Consider the following 15222-nt stretch of genomic DNA (forward strand, 5'->3'; position numbering starts at 1 on the left):
TTCCCTGTAACAACGACGATGTAATGAATTGAGCCTAATGCTATAGCGCGATTTCGCTATGGGCAAAGTCTGGTTTACGTTCGGTTTATTTGCAGGGGGGTATAATACCGCCCGAATCGTCATAAAGGGTATGCCTAAATCCCTGGACTGCGCGGCGACACCCTGTTTTTTTACTTACCGGAGGCTTCATGGATCCCGATCCCACACCTCTCCTGAACGGGAGAATGCGTTCTTTCCGGTAAGCCAGCTTTTGCTGTCTCACCGGTGATGTGAGGCAGCAACGTCCCAAACGTTCCTGCTTGAAAAATTGAGTGCCTCTCAGGTACGGCTTTGCCACGCCTGAAGGAATTGCTGCGTCCGCATTCGCGGATGCGGAGGAATGGCTATGTTTAAAAATTTCACCCGGCAGCTGCAGGCGCTGCTGAGCCGCCACCTGCCACACCGTCTTGTTCAGCGCGACCCGCTGCCTAATGCCAAAAACATGGCGGGGGCGGCGATCCCCGCGTCCCTGACCGAACGCTGCCTGAACGTGGCGGCGATGGATGAAAACGAAGTCTGGCGCGCCTTTGGCGGACACCCGGAAGGGCTGAACGCGGCAGAAGTGGAAAAAATCCGCGCCGTGCATGGCGATAACCTCATTCCGGCGCAAAAGCCGTCTCCGTGGTGGGTGCACCTGTGGCTCTGCTACCGCAACCCGTTCAACCTGCTGCTGACCGTGCTCGGCCTCATCTCCTACGCGACGGAAGATCTGTTTGCCGCAGGCGTCATTGCCCTTATGGTCGGTATCTCCACGCTTCTGAACTTTATTCAGGAAGCCCGCTCTACCAAAGCGGCTGACGCCCTGAAGGCGATGGTCAGCAACACCGCGACCGTCTCGCGGGTGATTAACGATCTCGGCGAAAACGCCTGGGTGGAGCTGCCTATCGACCAGCTGGTGCCGGGGGATCTGGTGAAGCTGGCGGCGGGAGACATGATCCCGGCGGATTTACGCATCATCCAGGCGCGCGATCTTTTCGTCGCGCAGGCCTCCCTTACCGGGGAATCCCTGCCCGTTGAAAAGGTGGCGCGCAGCCGCGACCCGCAGCAGATGAATCCGCTCGAGTGCGATACCCTGTGCTTTATGGGCACCACGGTGGTCAGCGGTACCGCGCAGGCGATTGTCACCGCCACCGGGGGCAACACCTGGTTTGGTCAGCTTGCCGGACGCGTCAGCGAGCAGGAGAGCGAGCCAAACGCCTTCCAGAAAGGGATTGGCCGCGTCAGCATGCTGCTGATCCGCTTTATGATGGTGATGACGCCGATCGTGCTGCTGATCAACGGCTACACCAAAGGAGACTGGTGGGAAGCGGCGCTGTTTGCGCTCTCCGTGGCGGTCGGCTTAACGCCGGAAATGCTGCCGATGATCGTCACCTCCACGCTGGCGCGCGGTGCGGTGAAGCTCTCTAAACAAAAAGTGATCGTTAAACACCTCGATGCCATTCAGAACTTTGGCGCGATGGACATCCTTTGTACCGATAAAACCGGCACCCTGACGCAGGACAAAATCGTGCTGGAGAACCACACCGATATCTCCGGCAAAACCAGCGAGCGCGTCCTTCACAGCGCGTGGCTGAACAGCCATTATCAGACCGGGTTGAAAAACCTGCTCGACGTTGCGGTGCTGGAAGGGGTGGATGAAGAGTCCGCCCGCACGCTCTCCGGCCGCTGGCAGAAGGTGGATGAGATCCCGTTCGACTTCGAGCGCCGCCGCATGTCGGTGGTGGTGAGCGAGCAGACGGACGTGCATCAGCTGATCTGCAAAGGCGCGCTGCAGGAGATCCTCAACGTGTCTACGCAGGTGCGCTATAATGGCGACATCGTGCCGCTGGACGACACCATGCTGCGCCGCATCAAGCGCGTCACCGACAACCTGAACCGTCAGGGGCTGCGCGTGGTGGCGGTCGCGAGCAAGTTCCTGCCCGCGCGCGAGGGGGACTATCAGCGTATCGACGAATCCGATCTGATCCTTGAGGGCTACATCGCCTTCCTCGACCCGCCGAAAGAGACCACCGCACCGGCGCTGAAGGCGCTGAAGGCGAGCGGTATTACCGTCAAAATTCTCACCGGCGACAGCGAGCTGGTGGCGGCGAAAGTGTGCCATGAAGTGGGGCTGGACGCGGGCGACGTGGTGGTGGGGAGCGATATTGAACATCTCTCTGATGACGAGCTGGCGAAGCTTGCCCAGCGTACCACGCTGTTTGCCCGCCTGACGCCGATGCACAAAGAGCGCATCGTCACCCTGCTCAAGCGCGAAGGGCACGTGGTGGGCTTTATGGGCGACGGCATTAACGACGCGCCCGCGCTGCGTGCGGCGGATATCGGTATTTCCGTCGACGGGGCGGTGGATATCGCCCGCGAAGCGGCGGATATCATTCTGCTGGAAAAAAGCCTGATGGTGCTGGAGGAGGGCGTGATTGAAGGGCGCCGTACCTTTGCCAATATGCTCAAGTACATCAAGATGACCGCCAGCTCCAACTTCGGTAACGTCTTCAGCGTGCTGGTGGCGAGCGCGTTTCTACCGTTCCTTCCGATGCTGCCGCTGCACCTGCTGATCCAGAACCTGATGTACGACGTGTCTCAGGTGGCGATTCCGTTTGATAACGTGGACGACGAGCAGATCCAGAAGCCGCAGCACTGGAACCCGGCAGATCTCGGGCGCTTCATGCTGTTCTTTGGCCCGATCAGCTCCATCTTCGACATCCTGACCTTCTGCCTGATGTGGTTTGTGTTCCATGCCAACACCCCGGAACATCAGACGCTGTTCCAGTCCGGCTGGTTCGTGGTAGGCCTGCTGTCGCAGACGCTAATTGTGCATATGATCCGCACCCGCCGCATTCCGTTCATCCAGAGCCGTGCCGCGTGGCCGCTGATTGTGATGACGGGGATTGTGATGGCGCTCGGCATCGCGCTGCCGTTCTCACCGCTGGCAAGCTACCTGCAGCTGCAGGCGCTGCCGCTGAGCTACTTCCCTTGGCTGGTGGCGATCCTCGCCGGTTATATGGTGCTGACCCAGATGGTGAAAGGGTTCTATGCGCGTCGGTATGGGTGGCAGTAAGTTATGTTTGCCGGGTAAGGCGAAGCCGCCACCCGGCAATAGCTTTCCTCCCAAATTCAACAACCTGTGATCTCCGTCGGCGCATTCGCTTGACGACAAATTGAGCGCATGTTAACAGAATGTTTTGCCTTTATTTGGCCCGTCAGATAAGGAACATTCATGTTACGGTACAGTCTCTTAACCGCCGGGCTGATGCTCGGCGCCTCTGCCTTTGCCGCCCCGGCAGGGGATCTCCCCTTAATGCCCTGGCCTGCGAAGGTCGAACGCCCGACGACCCAGGGTGCGCTGGTGCTCAGCAACAACGTATCCATTAGCGTCAGCGGCGACGATCTCGGTGACGCCGTCAACCGCCTGCGCCAGCGCATCGCCCTGCAAACCGGCTGGACGCTGCAGCCGCAGGCTGAAAAGCCGGACAAACCGACTATCCGCATCGCGATTGCCAAAAAGGTCAAGCCGCAGCCGCTGCCGGACAGCGATGAAACCTATAAGCTCACGGTGGACGCCAACGGGGTGAATATCTCCGCCAACACCCGTTTCGGTGCCTTGCGCGCCATGGAAACCCTGCTCCAGCTGATGCAGAACGGGACGGAAAACACCTCTCTGCCGTGGGTTACCATTGAAGATTCGCCGCGCTTCCCGTGGCGCGGGCTGCTGCTCGATTCGGCACGCCACTTTATCCCGCTGCCGGATATCAAACGCCAGATCGACGGCATGGCTGCGGCGAAGCTCAACGTGCTGCACTGGCACTTAACCGACGATCAGGGCTGGCGCTTCAGCTCGAAGCGCTACCCTAAGCTGACGCAGCTTGCCAGCGACGGGCTGTTCTACACCCCAGATCAGATGCGCGAGGTGGTGCGTTACGCCGCCGAACGCGGTATCCGCGTGGTGCCGGAGATCGATATGCCGGGTCACGCCTCGGCGATTGCCGTGGCCTACCCGGAGCTGATGAGCGCCCCGGGGCCGTACGCCATGGAGCGCCACTGGGGCGTGCTGAAGCCGGTGCTGGATCCCACAAAAGACGCAACTTACGCTTTTGCCGACGCGATGGTCAGCGAACTGGCGGCGATCTTCCCCGATCCGTATCTGCACATCGGCGGTGATGAGGTGGACGATAGCCAGTGGAAAGCGAACCCGGCCATCCAGCAGTTTATGCGCGACAACAGGCTGGCGGACAGCCACGCGCTGCAGGCCTATTTTAACCGCAGGCTGGAAACGATCCTCGAGAAGCATCACCGCCAGATGGTCGGCTGGGATGAGATCTACCATCCCGATCTGCCGAAAAGCATTCTGATCCAGTCCTGGCAGGGGCAGGACGCGCTGGGGCAGGTGGCGCAGAACGGCTACAGGGGCATTCTGTCGACCGGCTTTTATCTCGACCAGCCCCAGTCCACCGCCTATCACTACCGCAACGAGATCGTCCCGCAGGGGCTGAACGGCGTGGACGTGATAGCCGACACCGACAGCGTCCAGAGCTGGGCCTTTTCCATGCCGCGCCTGAAGGGCAAGCCGGTGGAGGGGAGCTTCACCCTGGTGAAAGGGGATGCCGGCTGGCGCGGGTTTATTGATTTTGCCGGGAAATCGCGCCGTGCGGTGCAGAACATTGAGTGGCGCGATGACAGCCAGGTCACGTTTACCGTCGATACGTGGATGGGCGAAACGCGCCCGGTCGTCACCGTCGATAACGACAAACTCGCCGGTTATTTCCTCGTCGGGAATACGCGCTACCCGATTAGCGGCACGCGTCTGGACGACGTGCCGAAAGGCGTTCCGCCGGTCGTGCCGGACGTGGCGAATCAGGCCAACCTGCTCGGCGGTGAAGCCGCTCTGTGGGCGGAAAACGTGGTGGCGCCGGTGCTGGATATCCGCCTGTGGCCGCGCACCTTCGCGGTGGCGGAGCGGCTGTGGTCCGCGCAGGATGTTAACGACGTCGATAACATGTACACCCGCCTGCAGGCGATGGACAGCTGGTCGACGGTGTCGGTCGGGCTGCAGCAGCATACCCAGCAGCAGGTGCAGTTCACGCGCCTTGCCGGTAATGCCGACACGCTGCCGCTGCAGATCCTCGCTCAGGCGGTAGAGCCCGCGCAGTATTACACCCGCCAGCACCTGAAGTTCCAGGCCGGAAACTATCATCAGTTTGAGCCGCTCAACCGCTTCGCCGATGCGCTGAACGCCGAAAGCGCCACCGTGCGCCAGATGCACAAATGGGCGGACCGTCTGGTGAGCGATGCGGAAGACACGGAAAGCGCTGACGCCCTGCGCCACGTCTTTAACCGCTGGCAGAGCAACACCAGCGACGCGCTGGCGCTAAGCGAAAACAGCTATCAGCTCAAGGCGATGAAGCCGGTGATCCAGGAGGTGGATAAGCTGGCCACGATTGGCCTGAGGCTGACGGATCTGGTGGCGCGCCAGGGCACGCTGGATGATAAAGAGATCGCGTCGATTCAGAGCGAGCTGGATAACGCGGCGAAGGTTCAGGACGAAGTGGTGATTGCGGCGGTCTATCCGCTGGAGACGCTGCTCAGGGCGACGCGGAATCAGTAGCAAGCAACAAAAAAGGCAGCCTGGGCTGCCTTTTTTATCGCCAAAGCGAATTAACGACGAACGGCAATCGCTTCGATTTCAATTTTCACATCTTTTGGCAGACGGGCCACTTCCACGCAGGAGCGCGCCGGGAAGGTGGCGTTGTGCTCGGTGAAGAACGCTTCGTAGGTGGCGTTAACGGTCGCGAAATCGTTCAGATCTTTCACGAAAACGGTAGTTTTCACGATATCACCCACTTTCAGACCGGCAGATTCAACGATAGCCCGCACGTTTTCCAGCGACTGACGCGCCTGTGCCGCGACGTCTTCCGGCACCGCGCCGGTTTTTGGGTTCACCGGGATCTGCCCGGAAGTGATGATCATGCTACCCAGATCAACGCCCTGAACGTAAGGGCCGATAGCCGCTGGTGCATTTTCCGTCGCGAGTACTTTGCTCATGTTTTCTCCAGAATTACAGCGTTAAGAATGTTCCCGGCCATTATAACAGCCGGGATTTCATTACCAACCTCAATTAGTTGGCCAGCACCACATAATGAGAAAACTCTTTTTCGCAGTATTTGCATTTGAGCGCGATGTCATCGGCGCGTTTTTTCACTGCAAAGCTGGAAGAAACCGGCTCAGCATGACTGATGCAGTTGCTGTTCGGGCAGATCAGCACGCTTTCAATGCGATCCGGCAGGCTCGGGCGGGATTTACCGACCACTTCATACTCGTCGATGCGGTTGACGGTGGCGTCCGGCGCGTACAGCGACAGCTGGTTGACCTGCTCGTCGGTCAGGAAGGTGTTCTCGATTTTAATCAGGTCTTTGCGGCCCATCTCGCCCGACGGCAGGTTCAGGCCTATGGTGATGCGCTGGTCGGTTTCGGTCAGTTTGAACAGCGTCAGCAGCTTAAAGCCTACCTGCGCAGGGATATGGTCAATCACGGTGCCACGCTTGATGGCTTCAACCTGGAGTTTGTTATCGTGTGTCATGGTCGTCTCCCCTTACAGAGCTAATTCGCGATTCAGAACCAGTGCCAGTAACGCCTGGCGGGCGAAGATGCCGTTTCCTGCCTGCTGGAAGTACCAGGCGTGCGGCGTTTTGTCCACGTCTGTGGTGATCTCATCGATGCGCGGCAGCGGATGCAGGACCTTCATGTTGTCGCGCGCGCCCTCGAGGTCGCTGGCGCGCAGCACGAACTGCGCCTTCACGTTGGCGTATTCGGACGGGTCCAGACGCTCTTTCTGCACGCGGGTCATGTAGAGAATATCCACGTGGCTCATCACCTCTTCGATGCTGGCATGCAGGCTCCACTGAATGCCTTTCTCGTCCAGCATGTCGAGAATGTACTGCGGCATCGCCAGTGCGTCCGGGGCGATGAAGAAGAAGCGGTTGCCGTTAAATTTCGCCAGCGCCTGGGTCAGGGAGTGAACGGTGCGGCCGTATTTAAGGTCGCCAACCATGGCGATGTTCAGGTTCTCAAGTTTGCCCTGCGTCTCCTGAATGGTGAACAGGTCCAGCAGCGTCTGCGTTGGGTGCTGGTTGGCACCGTCGCCGGCGTTCAGCACCGGAATGCCGCCGGAGAACTCGGTCGCGAGGCGCGCCGCGCCCTCCTGTGGATGACGCATCACAATTGCGTCGACGTAGGTGCTAATCACTGAAATGGTATCCGCCAGGGTCTCGCCTTTTTTACCCAGCGACGTGTTGCTGCTGTCCGAGAAGCCCACCACGCTCGCGCCCAGGCGGTGCATGGAGGTCTCAAAGGAGAGGCGGGTGCGGGTCGAGGCTTCGAAGAAGCAGCTCGCAATCACCTTGTGTTTCAGCAGCTCCGGTTGCGGATTGGCCTTCAGTTTTGCCGCGGTTTCCAGAACCAGTTCCAGCTCTTCGCGGCTGAGGTCGTTTATGGAAATGATGTGTTTTTGATAAAGCGGATTCATGTTTATCTCCTGACGCCGGGCAAAAAAAAGCCCCTCAAATGAGGGGCTCTGGGAATAGGTTTAGCAACGGGAAGAAAAACGGCAGGCCAGCGTCTGATTTCAGACGCGGTAAGACGTTATGTCGTACACGCTTGACCATGCTTCCTCCCGGCAAATTGTCGGGCATTATACGCAGCTCGCTTTTGGGATCAAGCGATTTAATGCACGCTTTACTCAATGCAAACGGTTCTTTGTGAATATTAATGCGTTCTGAGTAAATAATTAATTTGCTTATGCACCAGCGCGGTGCGCTTCACCACCCGGGGGGCGACCCAGACAATACTGCTGCCGGCCACCACGCCTAATATTTCCGGAAGCTGGTGATAATCCAGAATACGCGCCACCGCGCGGCCATATCCGGCGACGGTATGGACAAGGATAAACTCGCTATTATGCTCGACGCTGACCACCATTTCGGACACGGTACGCGCGGCGTCGGGGGCAGGGCGCAGCTGGGGATTCAGCGAATAAATCTTTAGCCCTTTGGCATTTCGAATTTTTATGACTCCGAGCAACTTCAGCAATCGCGAAACGGTCGACTGGCTGATGCTGTCAAACCCTCTCTCCTGCAGGTCGCGGCGAATCTCTTCCTGCGAAAGATAACTCTTTTCGGCGATCAAACGCTGGCACACCGTGAGTTGCAGTTGTTCTTTGGGAGAGTACTCTTCGTAATCCATCATAGTTCCCATATCAGTTCCCGAAATAACCGGTGGCACCGCACCGATCCGTAGGCCGGATAAGCGCAGCGCCATCCGGCAAATTACAACAACGCCCCCAGACTTAACGCCACCATAATCACCACCGTCAGGATCGCCAGCAGTGGCGCCACCCATTTCAGATAGCGTACGTAAGGCACCCGGGCGATAGCCAGCCCGCCCATCACGACGGCTGAGGTGGGCGTGACGAGGTTAACGATGCCGGAGGCCGACTGGTAAGCCGTCACCACCAGGTCGCGGTTGACGTTAGCGAAATCGGCAAGCGGCGCCATGATCGGCATCGTCAGAACGGCCAGGCCGGATGAAGAAGGCACAAGAAACGACAGCACGACCTCCAGCCAGTACATCACGTTGATAAACGCTACCGTGGACAACCCGCTGACCAGCCCTTCCGCGCTGTGCAAAATGGTGTGGGTAATCATGCCCTTATCCATGATGACTACGATACCGCGCGCGATGCCGATAATCAGCGCGACGCCCAGCAAATCTCGCGCGCCGTTGATAAACGTCGACGTCAGTTCCTCTTCGCTCATGCGGGCAATCAGGCCGACAATAATCGCGCTGGCGAGAAACACCGCGGAGATCTCCGCCATCCACCAGCCCAGTACCGCCACGCCGTAAATCATCACCGCGAAGGCGAGGGCAAAAATCACCAGGATGATTTTGCGCACCGGGGTGAATTCCAGCGACTGTTCGCCCTTGTTGCCAAGGAAATGGGCGCGGTTCTCTTCCTGTTTATCCGCGACGATCGACAGCGACGGATCCTGGCGGACTTTGCGGGCATAGCGCATCACCCACGCCACGCAGATGATCCAGCCGATGACCAGCAGCGCCACGCGCAGGGCGATGCCGTTGGTAAAGGGGATCCCGGCGGCGTTGGCGGCGATGACCGTGGCAAACGGGTTGATGGTGGAACCCAGCGTGCCGATCCCCGCCCCGAGCAGCACGGTGGAGGCGGCGACAACCGGATCGAACCGCGCGGCCAGCATCACCGGCACCAGTAAGGTATAGAAGGGCAGTGACTCTTCGGCCATGCCGTAAATCGTGCCGCCCGCGGCGAACAGCGCCATCAGGATCGGGATCATCCACTCCTCGCGTCCGCGCAGCCGGGTGGTCACACGCTCGATCCCGGCGTCAATCGCCCCGGTTTTGGTGACGATCCCGAGAAATCCCCCGATGATCAGAATAAACAGCGCCACGTCGATCGCCCCGGCCTGGCCGGAAACCGGATCGTACAGCCCGGCAATCGGCGCCATCAGCACCGAAACCAGCCCCTGCGGATGCGCCGCGACGTGCGCGTAGGTGCCGGCAATCGGGACTTCTTTACCGAGGGTTTCGTTCATCGCCATCTGGTATTGACCGGCGGGGACGACCCAGCTCAGCGCCGCCACAACGGCAATCAGGAAAAAGAGAATGGTGTAAGCGGAGGGAAACTTGAACTTGCCCATGATGTTCTCCTTAAACCCGGCGCACCCGCGGCGCGCCGGGCGGTGATTAGTCGCCGAGTGTCGCCACCATGACCGCTTTGATGGTGTGCATGCGGTTCTCTGCTTCGTCAAAGACGATGGAATTCGGCGATTCGAAGACCTCTTCCGTCACTTCCAGCCCCTTCAGGCCGTACGCCATCTCGATCTCGCGGCCCACTTTGGTGTGTTCGTTGTGGAACGCCGGCAGGCAGTGCATGAATTTGACGTTCGGGTTGCCGGTGGCCTTCATCACCTGGGCGTTAATTTGATATGGCTTCATCAGACTGACGCGCTCGGCCCAGGCTTCCTTCGGCTCACCCATGGAGACCCACACGTCGGTGTAGAGGAAATCGGTCCCCTGCACGCCTTCTTTCACGTCGTCGGTGAGGGTGATGCGCGCGCCCGTCTCTTTCGCGATGGCGCGGCACTGTTCAACCAGCCCCGCTTCCGGCCAGAAGGATTTCGGCGCGACGAGGCGGATATCCATCCCCATCTTGGCCGCGCCTACCATCAGGGAATTGCCCATGTTGTTGCGCGCGTCGCCGAGATAGGCAAAGCTAAGCTCAGGCAGGGTTTTGCCCGGCGCGTGCTCCAGCATGGTCATCAGATCGGCGAGAATTTGCGTTGGGTGGAACTCGTCGGTCAGGCCGTTCCACACAGGCACGCCCGCGTACTCGCCCAGCTCTTCGACGATGGCCTGGCCGTAGCCGCGGTATTCGATGCCGTCGTACATGCGGCCCAGCACGCGGGCGGTGTCTTTCATCGACTCTTTATGGCCAATCTGCGAGCCGCTTGGGCCGAGATAGGTGACCTGCGCGCCTTGGTCGAACGCGCCCACTTCGAAGGCGCAGCGGGTGCGGGTGGAGGTTTTTTCAAAGATCAGGGCGATGTTTTTCCCGACAAGGGTTTGCTTCTCGCGCCCGGCTTTTTTGGCGGCCTTGAGCTCGATGGCGAGGTCAATCAGGTACTGGATCTCCGCCGGGGTATAGTCCAGCAGTTTCAGGAAGTTGCGGTTTTTCAGGTTGATGGTCATGGGTAAATCCTTTTTAAAATGAGTGTTCAGTTACGAATCAACGTGCCTTTCTCGCCCGCGAGGATCTCCGCGCCGTCGGCCAGCGCGCCGATCCCGGCAATGCCGTTACAGGCTTCAACGAACTCGCGGCAGGCGGCCACTTTCGGCCCCATCGATCCGGCGTCGAACTGCATGCCCCTGAGCAGTTCCGGCGTCACCTGCGCCAGCGGACGCTGGGTTGGTTTGCCCCAGTCGAGGTACACCGCGTCGGTATCGGTGAGGATCAGCAGGGCGTCGGCCTCGATCTGGCGCGCCAGCAGGGCGGCGGAGAGGTCTTTGTCGATCACCGCCTCGATCCCGCGATAGCCGTTGGCCTGTTCCACCACCGGCACCCCGCCGCCGCCGTTGCAGATCACCAGATGGTCGCGCTGGATCAGCGCCGTGATGGCGTCGCTCTCAACGATGCGCTTCGGCTGCGGAGAGGGCACCACGCGGCGGACGTAGCTGCCGTCGGCCTTAAACACCCAGCCTTTCTCCGCGGCCAGCGTTTTTGCCTGGGCTTCGCTGTACACCGGGCCGATGTATTTGGTCGGGTTGCTGAAGGCCGGGTCGGCGGCGTCCACTTCTACCTGGGTGAGCAGAACGCTCACCTCCCGCTGCGGCAGGCTGTTTTTCAGCGCCTGCTGGAGCATGTAGCCGATCATTCCCTGGCTTTCGGCGCCGAGAACGTCCAGCGGGTAGGGCGTCACTTTGTCGTAGGCGCTGTTCTGCAGCGCCAGCAGTCCGACCTGCGGCCCGTTGCCGTGTACCAGCACCACGCGCCACTGCGCCGTCAGCCCGGCGATGGTGCGGGCGGCCTGCTCGATGTTCTGGCGCTGGATCTCCGCTTCCAGCGGCTCGCCGCGCTTGAGCAGCGCGTTGCCGCCCAGGGCCACAACCAAAGTGGGTTTTCGTTCCATGATGGCTCCTTTAAATTCCGTCGCGTTCCAGCGGGCAGCTCATGCAGCGCGCGCCGCCGCGGCCGCGTCCGAGTTCGTCGCCCGGAATGGGCAGCACGGTGATACCCGCTTTGTCGTACTTCTCGTTGGTCCATACGTTGCGCTCGTAGCCGATCACCACGCCGGGGCGGATGGTCAGGACGTTATTGGCGTCGTTCCACTGCTCGCGTTCGGCCTCAAAGGCGTCGCCGCCGGTGGTGATCAGACGCACCTGGTTAATGCCGAGCGCTTTCTCGATGGCGTGCAGCAGGTCGGTTTCCTGGGTGCGCAGCAGGCCGCCGCGTCCGTCCGGGGTGAGCGTCCAGCACTGGGCGTCCTTGCGCACCACTTCCGGGTAGACGGAGAAGGTGTCCACGTCGATGTGGGTCATGACGGTGTCGAGGTGCATGCAGGAGCGGTGTTTTGGCAGCTCAACGGCGATCACGCGCTCGGCCTGGCGGTGTTTGAACAGGCTGTTGGCGAGGAACTCCACGCCCTGCGGGGTGGTGCGTTCAGACATGCCGATCAGGACCGCGCCGCGGCCAATGACTAATACGTCGCCGCCTTCTAAAGTGGCGTGGTCGTAATTAATATTCTCGTCGCCGAAATACTTAATAAAATCGCCGTCGGCGAACGCCGGGTGCCAGCGATATATTGCCCGCAGGTTATTGGTTTCGCGCTGACGGGCCGGTTTGGCCATTGGGTTAATAGAGACGCCGTTATAAATCCAGCACGAGGTATCGCGGGTAAATAAATGGTTTGGCAGCGGCTTCATAATAAAATCATTCGCCGTGTGGGTATCCACCACCATATTTTTAATGGCTGCCGGAATTTCACCGTAGGTTAATCCGCCGCTCAGCCTGCGCGCCAGTTCGCGGTGCGGCATATCCGCCAGCCAGCCGCGAACGTCGCCGGCAAAGGTGGGGCCGAGACGATAGTCGGAGATTTGCGTATCCAGCAGCCAGGCCTTCGCCTCTGCAATATCAAGGGTTTGTGTCAGAAGGTCGGTCAACAGCAGGACTTCCACACCCTGCTCGCGCAGCGTGTTTGCGAAGATGTCATGCTCCTCACCCGCCCGCTCAACCGAGAGCACGTCATCGAAAAGCAGCTCCTGGCAATTCGATGGCGTTAAGCGTTTCAGACTTAAATTTGGGCGGTGCAGCATAACGCTACGCAATTGACCAATTTCAGAACCGACGTAATGCTTTTCCATAATTATTCCTTTAACTGTTTTTCAGAATAAAAAGGGCATGCGCCATGTAACGTATTTAATTTCATGGCGGCTAAGCTCAATTGATTTCGTGATTCATACTAGGCAGTTAAATAATCTGTATTGTGATGTTGCTCACGCGAAAATGGATATTAAGGGGTTTGTTTTCATTTGCATGATTCGCATCAGATAATGGTTAATTTCATATTATTGATGGGTGAATAGCTAAGCAGGATTCGGTGGCATTATTTGAGGTTGTTATTGTTTTGTAGATTTTAATATTTTGACATATATTGTTATGTGACTGATTTTAAACGATAAGAATCATGGGTAAGAATGGCTATGCAATTAACGTAATTAACTATTTTTGACTTAAGAAAAATCAATAAATAATTATGGTTTTTTAGAGCAAATTATCAAAACAGTAAAGTGTGAGGCGGCATGGGGTTTTGTTAATTAGAGAGCATGATCAAGAGGTTAGAACAGCCGTGCGATAAGCGCCGATCGAGGTTATGCATAACCCCTGCATAATTGCCTGGGCAGGATTAACAGCAAATTAACACCATTCCCGATAAACATGCGCTCGCGCAAACCTCGTCCAAAAAGGGCTGGTATGGCAGCCGGGATTCTCGTATAAAAGGTAAAAATGAAACGTTGTTTTATATCGAGGATTTTCTCATGATTATCGGCAACATCCACCATCTGCAGTCCTGGCTGCCTGACGATCTGCGCCAGGCGATTGAGCATGTTAAAGCCCACGTCACCGACGCGACGCCGCTCGGCAAGCACGACGTCAACGGCAACAGCCTGTTTTATCTGGTCTCTGAAGATACAACCCAGCCGTTCGCCGAACGTCGCGCCGAGTACCACGCGCGCTATCTGGATATTCAGATCGTGATGAAGGGTCAGGAGGGGATGACCTTCAGCACCCTGCCGCACGGTGCGCCGGACACCGACTGGCTGGCGGACAAAGACATCGCGTTCCTGCCGGAAGGCGAGCAGGAGAAAACGGTGGTGCTGAGCGAAGGGGATTTTGTGGTGTTCTGGCCGGGTGAGGTGCATAAGCCGCTGTGCGCGGTGGGGGCACCGGCGAAGGTGCGAAAAGTTGTGGTGAAGATGCTTGTAGAGTAAGAACCCCCTCACCCCGAACCTCTCTCTACAGGGGAGAGGTTCGGGGTGAGGGGCAATATGTGATCCAGCTTAAGTTTCCCGCACTCCCTCTTCATCTCTCATTTACCTGCGCTTTTCCTGCGTCATAGTATGATCGTTAATTTAATGAACGATGTTCTATAATGTAGAACAAAATAATTCAGCAAGGAGATCTCATGCCGCAGTCCGCGTTGTTTACGGGAATCATTCCCCCTGTCTCCACCATTTTTTCCGCCGATGGCCAGCTCGATAAGCAGGGCACCGCCGCGCTGATCGACGATCTGATCGCGGCAGGCGTTGACGGCCTGTTCTTCCTGGGCAGCGGCGGCGAGTTCTCCCAGCTCAGCGCCGAAGAGCGTAAAACCATTGCCCAATTTGCTATCGATCGCGTCGATCGTCGCGTACCGGTGCTGATCGGCACCGGCGGCACCAACGCCCGGGAAACCATTGCGCTCAGCCAGCACGCGCAGCAGGCGGGGGCGGACGGCATCGTGGTGATCAACCCTTATTACTGGAAAGTGTCGGAAGCGAACCTGATCCGCTATTTCGAGCAGGTGGCGGACAGCGTCACGCTGCCGGTAATGCTCTATAACTTCCCGGCGCTGACCGGGCAGGATCTGACCCCGGCGCTGGTCAAAACCCTGGCCGACTCGCGCAGCAACATTATCGGCATCAAAGACACCATCGACTCCGTCGCCCACCTGCGCAGCATGATCCACACCGTTAAAGCCGCCCATCCGCACTTCACCGTGCTGTGCGGCTACGACGATCATCTGTTTAATACCCTGCTGCTCGGCGGTGACGGGGCGATCTCGGCCAGCGGCAACTTTGCCCCACAGGTGTCGGTGAATCTTCTGAAAGCCTGGCGGGATAAAGACGTGGCGAAAGCGGCTGAGTATCATCAGACCCTGCTGCAAATCCCGCAGATGTATCAGCTGGATACGCCGTTTGTGAACGTCATTAAAGAGGCGATAGCGCTCTGCGGTCGCCCGATCTCCACGCACGTGCTGCCGCCCGCCTCGCCGCTGGACGAGCCGCGCAAGGCGCAGCTGAAAACCCTGCTGCAACAGCTCAAGCTCTGCTGAGCCGGACGATAAC

General features: G+C 58.6%; 13 protein-coding genes and 1 pseudogene. 5 read left to right on the forward strand and 9 right to left on the reverse strand.

The annotated features are described in order from the left end of the window. Window positions 1-385: 385 nt before the first annotated feature. A complete protein-coding gene (gene mgtA / locus ELK40_RS03140; RefSeq protein ID WP_127729398.1) occupies window positions 386-3094 on the forward strand; it encodes a magnesium-translocating P-type ATPase in 2709 nt (902 codons plus the stop codon). A gap of 159 nt (window positions 3095-3253) precedes the next feature. Beyond that, entirely contained in the window at window positions 3254-5638 is a 2385-nt protein-coding gene (locus tag ELK40_RS03145; protein ID WP_127729400.1) for a family 20 glycosylhydrolase, read from the forward strand. Window positions 5639-5688: 50 nt separating this feature from the next. Here the strand turns inward: ELK40_RS03145 and ridA are convergent, their stop codons facing one another. The 4 genes from ridA to ELK40_RS03165 all read right to left on the reverse strand — a co-directional run bounded on the left by ridA (window position 5689) and on the right by ELK40_RS03165 (window position 7694). Next, window positions 5689-6075: a 2-iminobutanoate/2-iminopropanoate deaminase gene (gene ridA / locus ELK40_RS03150; RefSeq protein WP_127729402.1), complete on the reverse strand. Its 387-nt coding sequence runs from the start codon at window positions 6073-6075 to the stop codon at window positions 5689-5691. A 73-nt stretch (window positions 6076-6148) separates the two neighbouring features. Continuing rightward, window positions 6149-6610 (reverse strand): aspartate carbamoyltransferase regulatory subunit, encoded by a 462-nt coding sequence (gene pyrI, locus ELK40_RS03155; RefSeq protein ID WP_115876596.1) that lies wholly within the window; start codon window positions 6608-6610, stop codon window positions 6149-6151. Between the two features lie 12 nt (window positions 6611-6622). After that, on the reverse strand, window positions 6623-7555 hold the full coding sequence (pyrB, locus tag ELK40_RS03160; RefSeq protein ID WP_023310198.1) for an aspartate carbamoyltransferase: 933 nt from the start codon (window positions 7553-7555) through the stop codon (window positions 6623-6625). Between the two features lie 34 nt (window positions 7556-7589). Then, window positions 7590-7694 carry a pyrBI operon leader peptide gene (locus ELK40_RS03165; RefSeq protein WP_022646880.1) on the reverse strand — a complete coding sequence of 35 codons (105 nt, stop codon included), beginning with the start codon at window positions 7692-7694 and terminating at the stop codon, window positions 7590-7592. Here ELK40_RS03165 and ELK40_RS03170 point away from each other — a divergent pair. Beyond that, a pseudogene (locus ELK40_RS03170) lies at window positions 7674-7791 on the forward strand (hypothetical protein). The gene ELK40_RS03165 and the pseudogene ELK40_RS03170 sit on opposite strands and share 21 nt — an antisense overlap. A gap of 3 nt (window positions 7792-7794) precedes the next feature. Here the strand turns inward: ELK40_RS03170 and ELK40_RS03175 are convergent. The 5 genes from ELK40_RS03175 to arcA form a co-directional block, all read right to left on the reverse strand. After that, window positions 7795-8274: an ArgR family transcriptional regulator gene (locus ELK40_RS03175; protein ID WP_025912003.1), complete on the reverse strand. Its 480-nt coding sequence runs from the start codon at window positions 8272-8274 to the stop codon at window positions 7795-7797. 80 nt (window positions 8275-8354) lie between these two features. Further along, a complete protein-coding gene (locus ELK40_RS03180) occupies window positions 8355-9758 on the reverse strand; it encodes a YfcC family protein (protein WP_127729404.1) in 1404 nt (467 codons plus the stop codon). A 46-nt stretch (window positions 9759-9804) separates the two neighbouring features. Further along, window positions 9805-10809, reverse strand: a complete 1005-nt coding sequence (gene argF, locus ELK40_RS03185; protein ID WP_127729406.1) for an ornithine carbamoyltransferase — start codon at window positions 10807-10809, stop codon at window positions 9805-9807. 26 nt (window positions 10810-10835) lie between these two features. Then, window positions 10836-11747, reverse strand: coding sequence for a carbamate kinase (arcC, locus tag ELK40_RS03190; protein WP_127729408.1), 912 nt, complete (start codon window positions 11745-11747; stop codon window positions 10836-10838). Window positions 11748-11757: 10 nt separating this feature from the next. After that, a complete protein-coding gene (gene arcA, locus ELK40_RS03195) occupies window positions 11758-12978 on the reverse strand; it encodes an arginine deiminase (protein WP_029739276.1) in 1221 nt (406 codons plus the stop codon). Window positions 12979-13653: 675 nt separating this feature from the next. Here arcA and ELK40_RS03200 point away from each other — a divergent pair. Both ELK40_RS03200 and yagE read left to right on the forward strand, forming a co-directional pair. Further along, window positions 13654-14106 (forward strand): YhcH/YjgK/YiaL family protein, encoded by a 453-nt coding sequence (locus ELK40_RS03200; protein ID WP_127729410.1) that lies wholly within the window; start codon window positions 13654-13656, stop codon window positions 14104-14106. Between the two features lie 194 nt (window positions 14107-14300). After that, window positions 14301-15209, forward strand: a complete 909-nt coding sequence (yagE, locus tag ELK40_RS03205; RefSeq protein WP_127729412.1) for a 2-keto-3-deoxygluconate aldolase — start codon at window positions 14301-14303, stop codon at window positions 15207-15209. The last annotated feature ends 13 nt before the right edge of the window (window positions 15210-15222 follow it).

The organism is Enterobacter sp. N18-03635 (assembly GCF_004006055.1).
GTDB classification, from domain to species: domain Bacteria; phylum Pseudomonadota; class Gammaproteobacteria; order Enterobacterales; family Enterobacteriaceae; genus Enterobacter; species Enterobacter vonholyi.

What these genes read in the sequence shown, in the direction of transcription:
- mgtA (WP_127729398.1), top strand. Translation starts at nt 386, where the DNA reads ATGTTTAAAAATTTCACCCGGCAGCTGCAGGCGCTGCTGAGCCGCCAC.
- ELK40_RS03145 (WP_127729400.1), top strand. Translation starts at nt 3,254, where the DNA reads ATGTTACGGTACAGTCTCTTAACCGCCGGGCTGATGCTCGGCGCCTCT.
- ridA (WP_127729402.1), bottom strand. Translation starts at nt 6,075, where the DNA reads ATGAGCAAAGTACTCGCGACGGAAAATGCACCAGCGGCTATCGGCCCT.
- pyrI (WP_115876596.1), bottom strand. Translation starts at nt 6,610, where the DNA reads ATGACACACGATAACAAACTCCAGGTTGAAGCCATCAAGCGTGGCACC.
- pyrB (WP_023310198.1), bottom strand. Translation starts at nt 7,555, where the DNA reads ATGAATCCGCTTTATCAAAAACACATCATTTCCATAAACGACCTCAGC.
- ELK40_RS03165 (WP_022646880.1), bottom strand. Translation starts at nt 7,694, where the DNA reads ATGGTCAAGCGTGTACGACATAACGTCTTACCGCGTCTGAAATCAGAC.
- ELK40_RS03175 (WP_025912003.1), bottom strand. Translation starts at nt 8,274, where the DNA reads ATGATGGATTACGAAGAGTACTCTCCCAAAGAACAACTGCAACTCACG.
- ELK40_RS03180 (WP_127729404.1), bottom strand. Translation starts at nt 9,758, where the DNA reads ATGGGCAAGTTCAAGTTTCCCTCCGCTTACACCATTCTCTTTTTCCTG.
- argF (WP_127729406.1), bottom strand. Translation starts at nt 10,809, where the DNA reads ATGACCATCAACCTGAAAAACCGCAACTTCCTGAAACTGCTGGACTAT.
- arcC (WP_127729408.1), bottom strand. Translation starts at nt 11,747, where the DNA reads ATGGAACGAAAACCCACTTTGGTTGTGGCCCTGGGCGGCAACGCGCTG.
- arcA (WP_029739276.1), bottom strand. Translation starts at nt 12,978, where the DNA reads ATGGAAAAGCATTACGTCGGTTCTGAAATTGGTCAATTGCGTAGCGTT.
- ELK40_RS03200 (WP_127729410.1), top strand. Translation starts at nt 13,654, where the DNA reads ATGATTATCGGCAACATCCACCATCTGCAGTCCTGGCTGCCTGACGAT.
- yagE (WP_127729412.1), top strand. Translation starts at nt 14,301, where the DNA reads ATGCCGCAGTCCGCGTTGTTTACGGGAATCATTCCCCCTGTCTCCACC.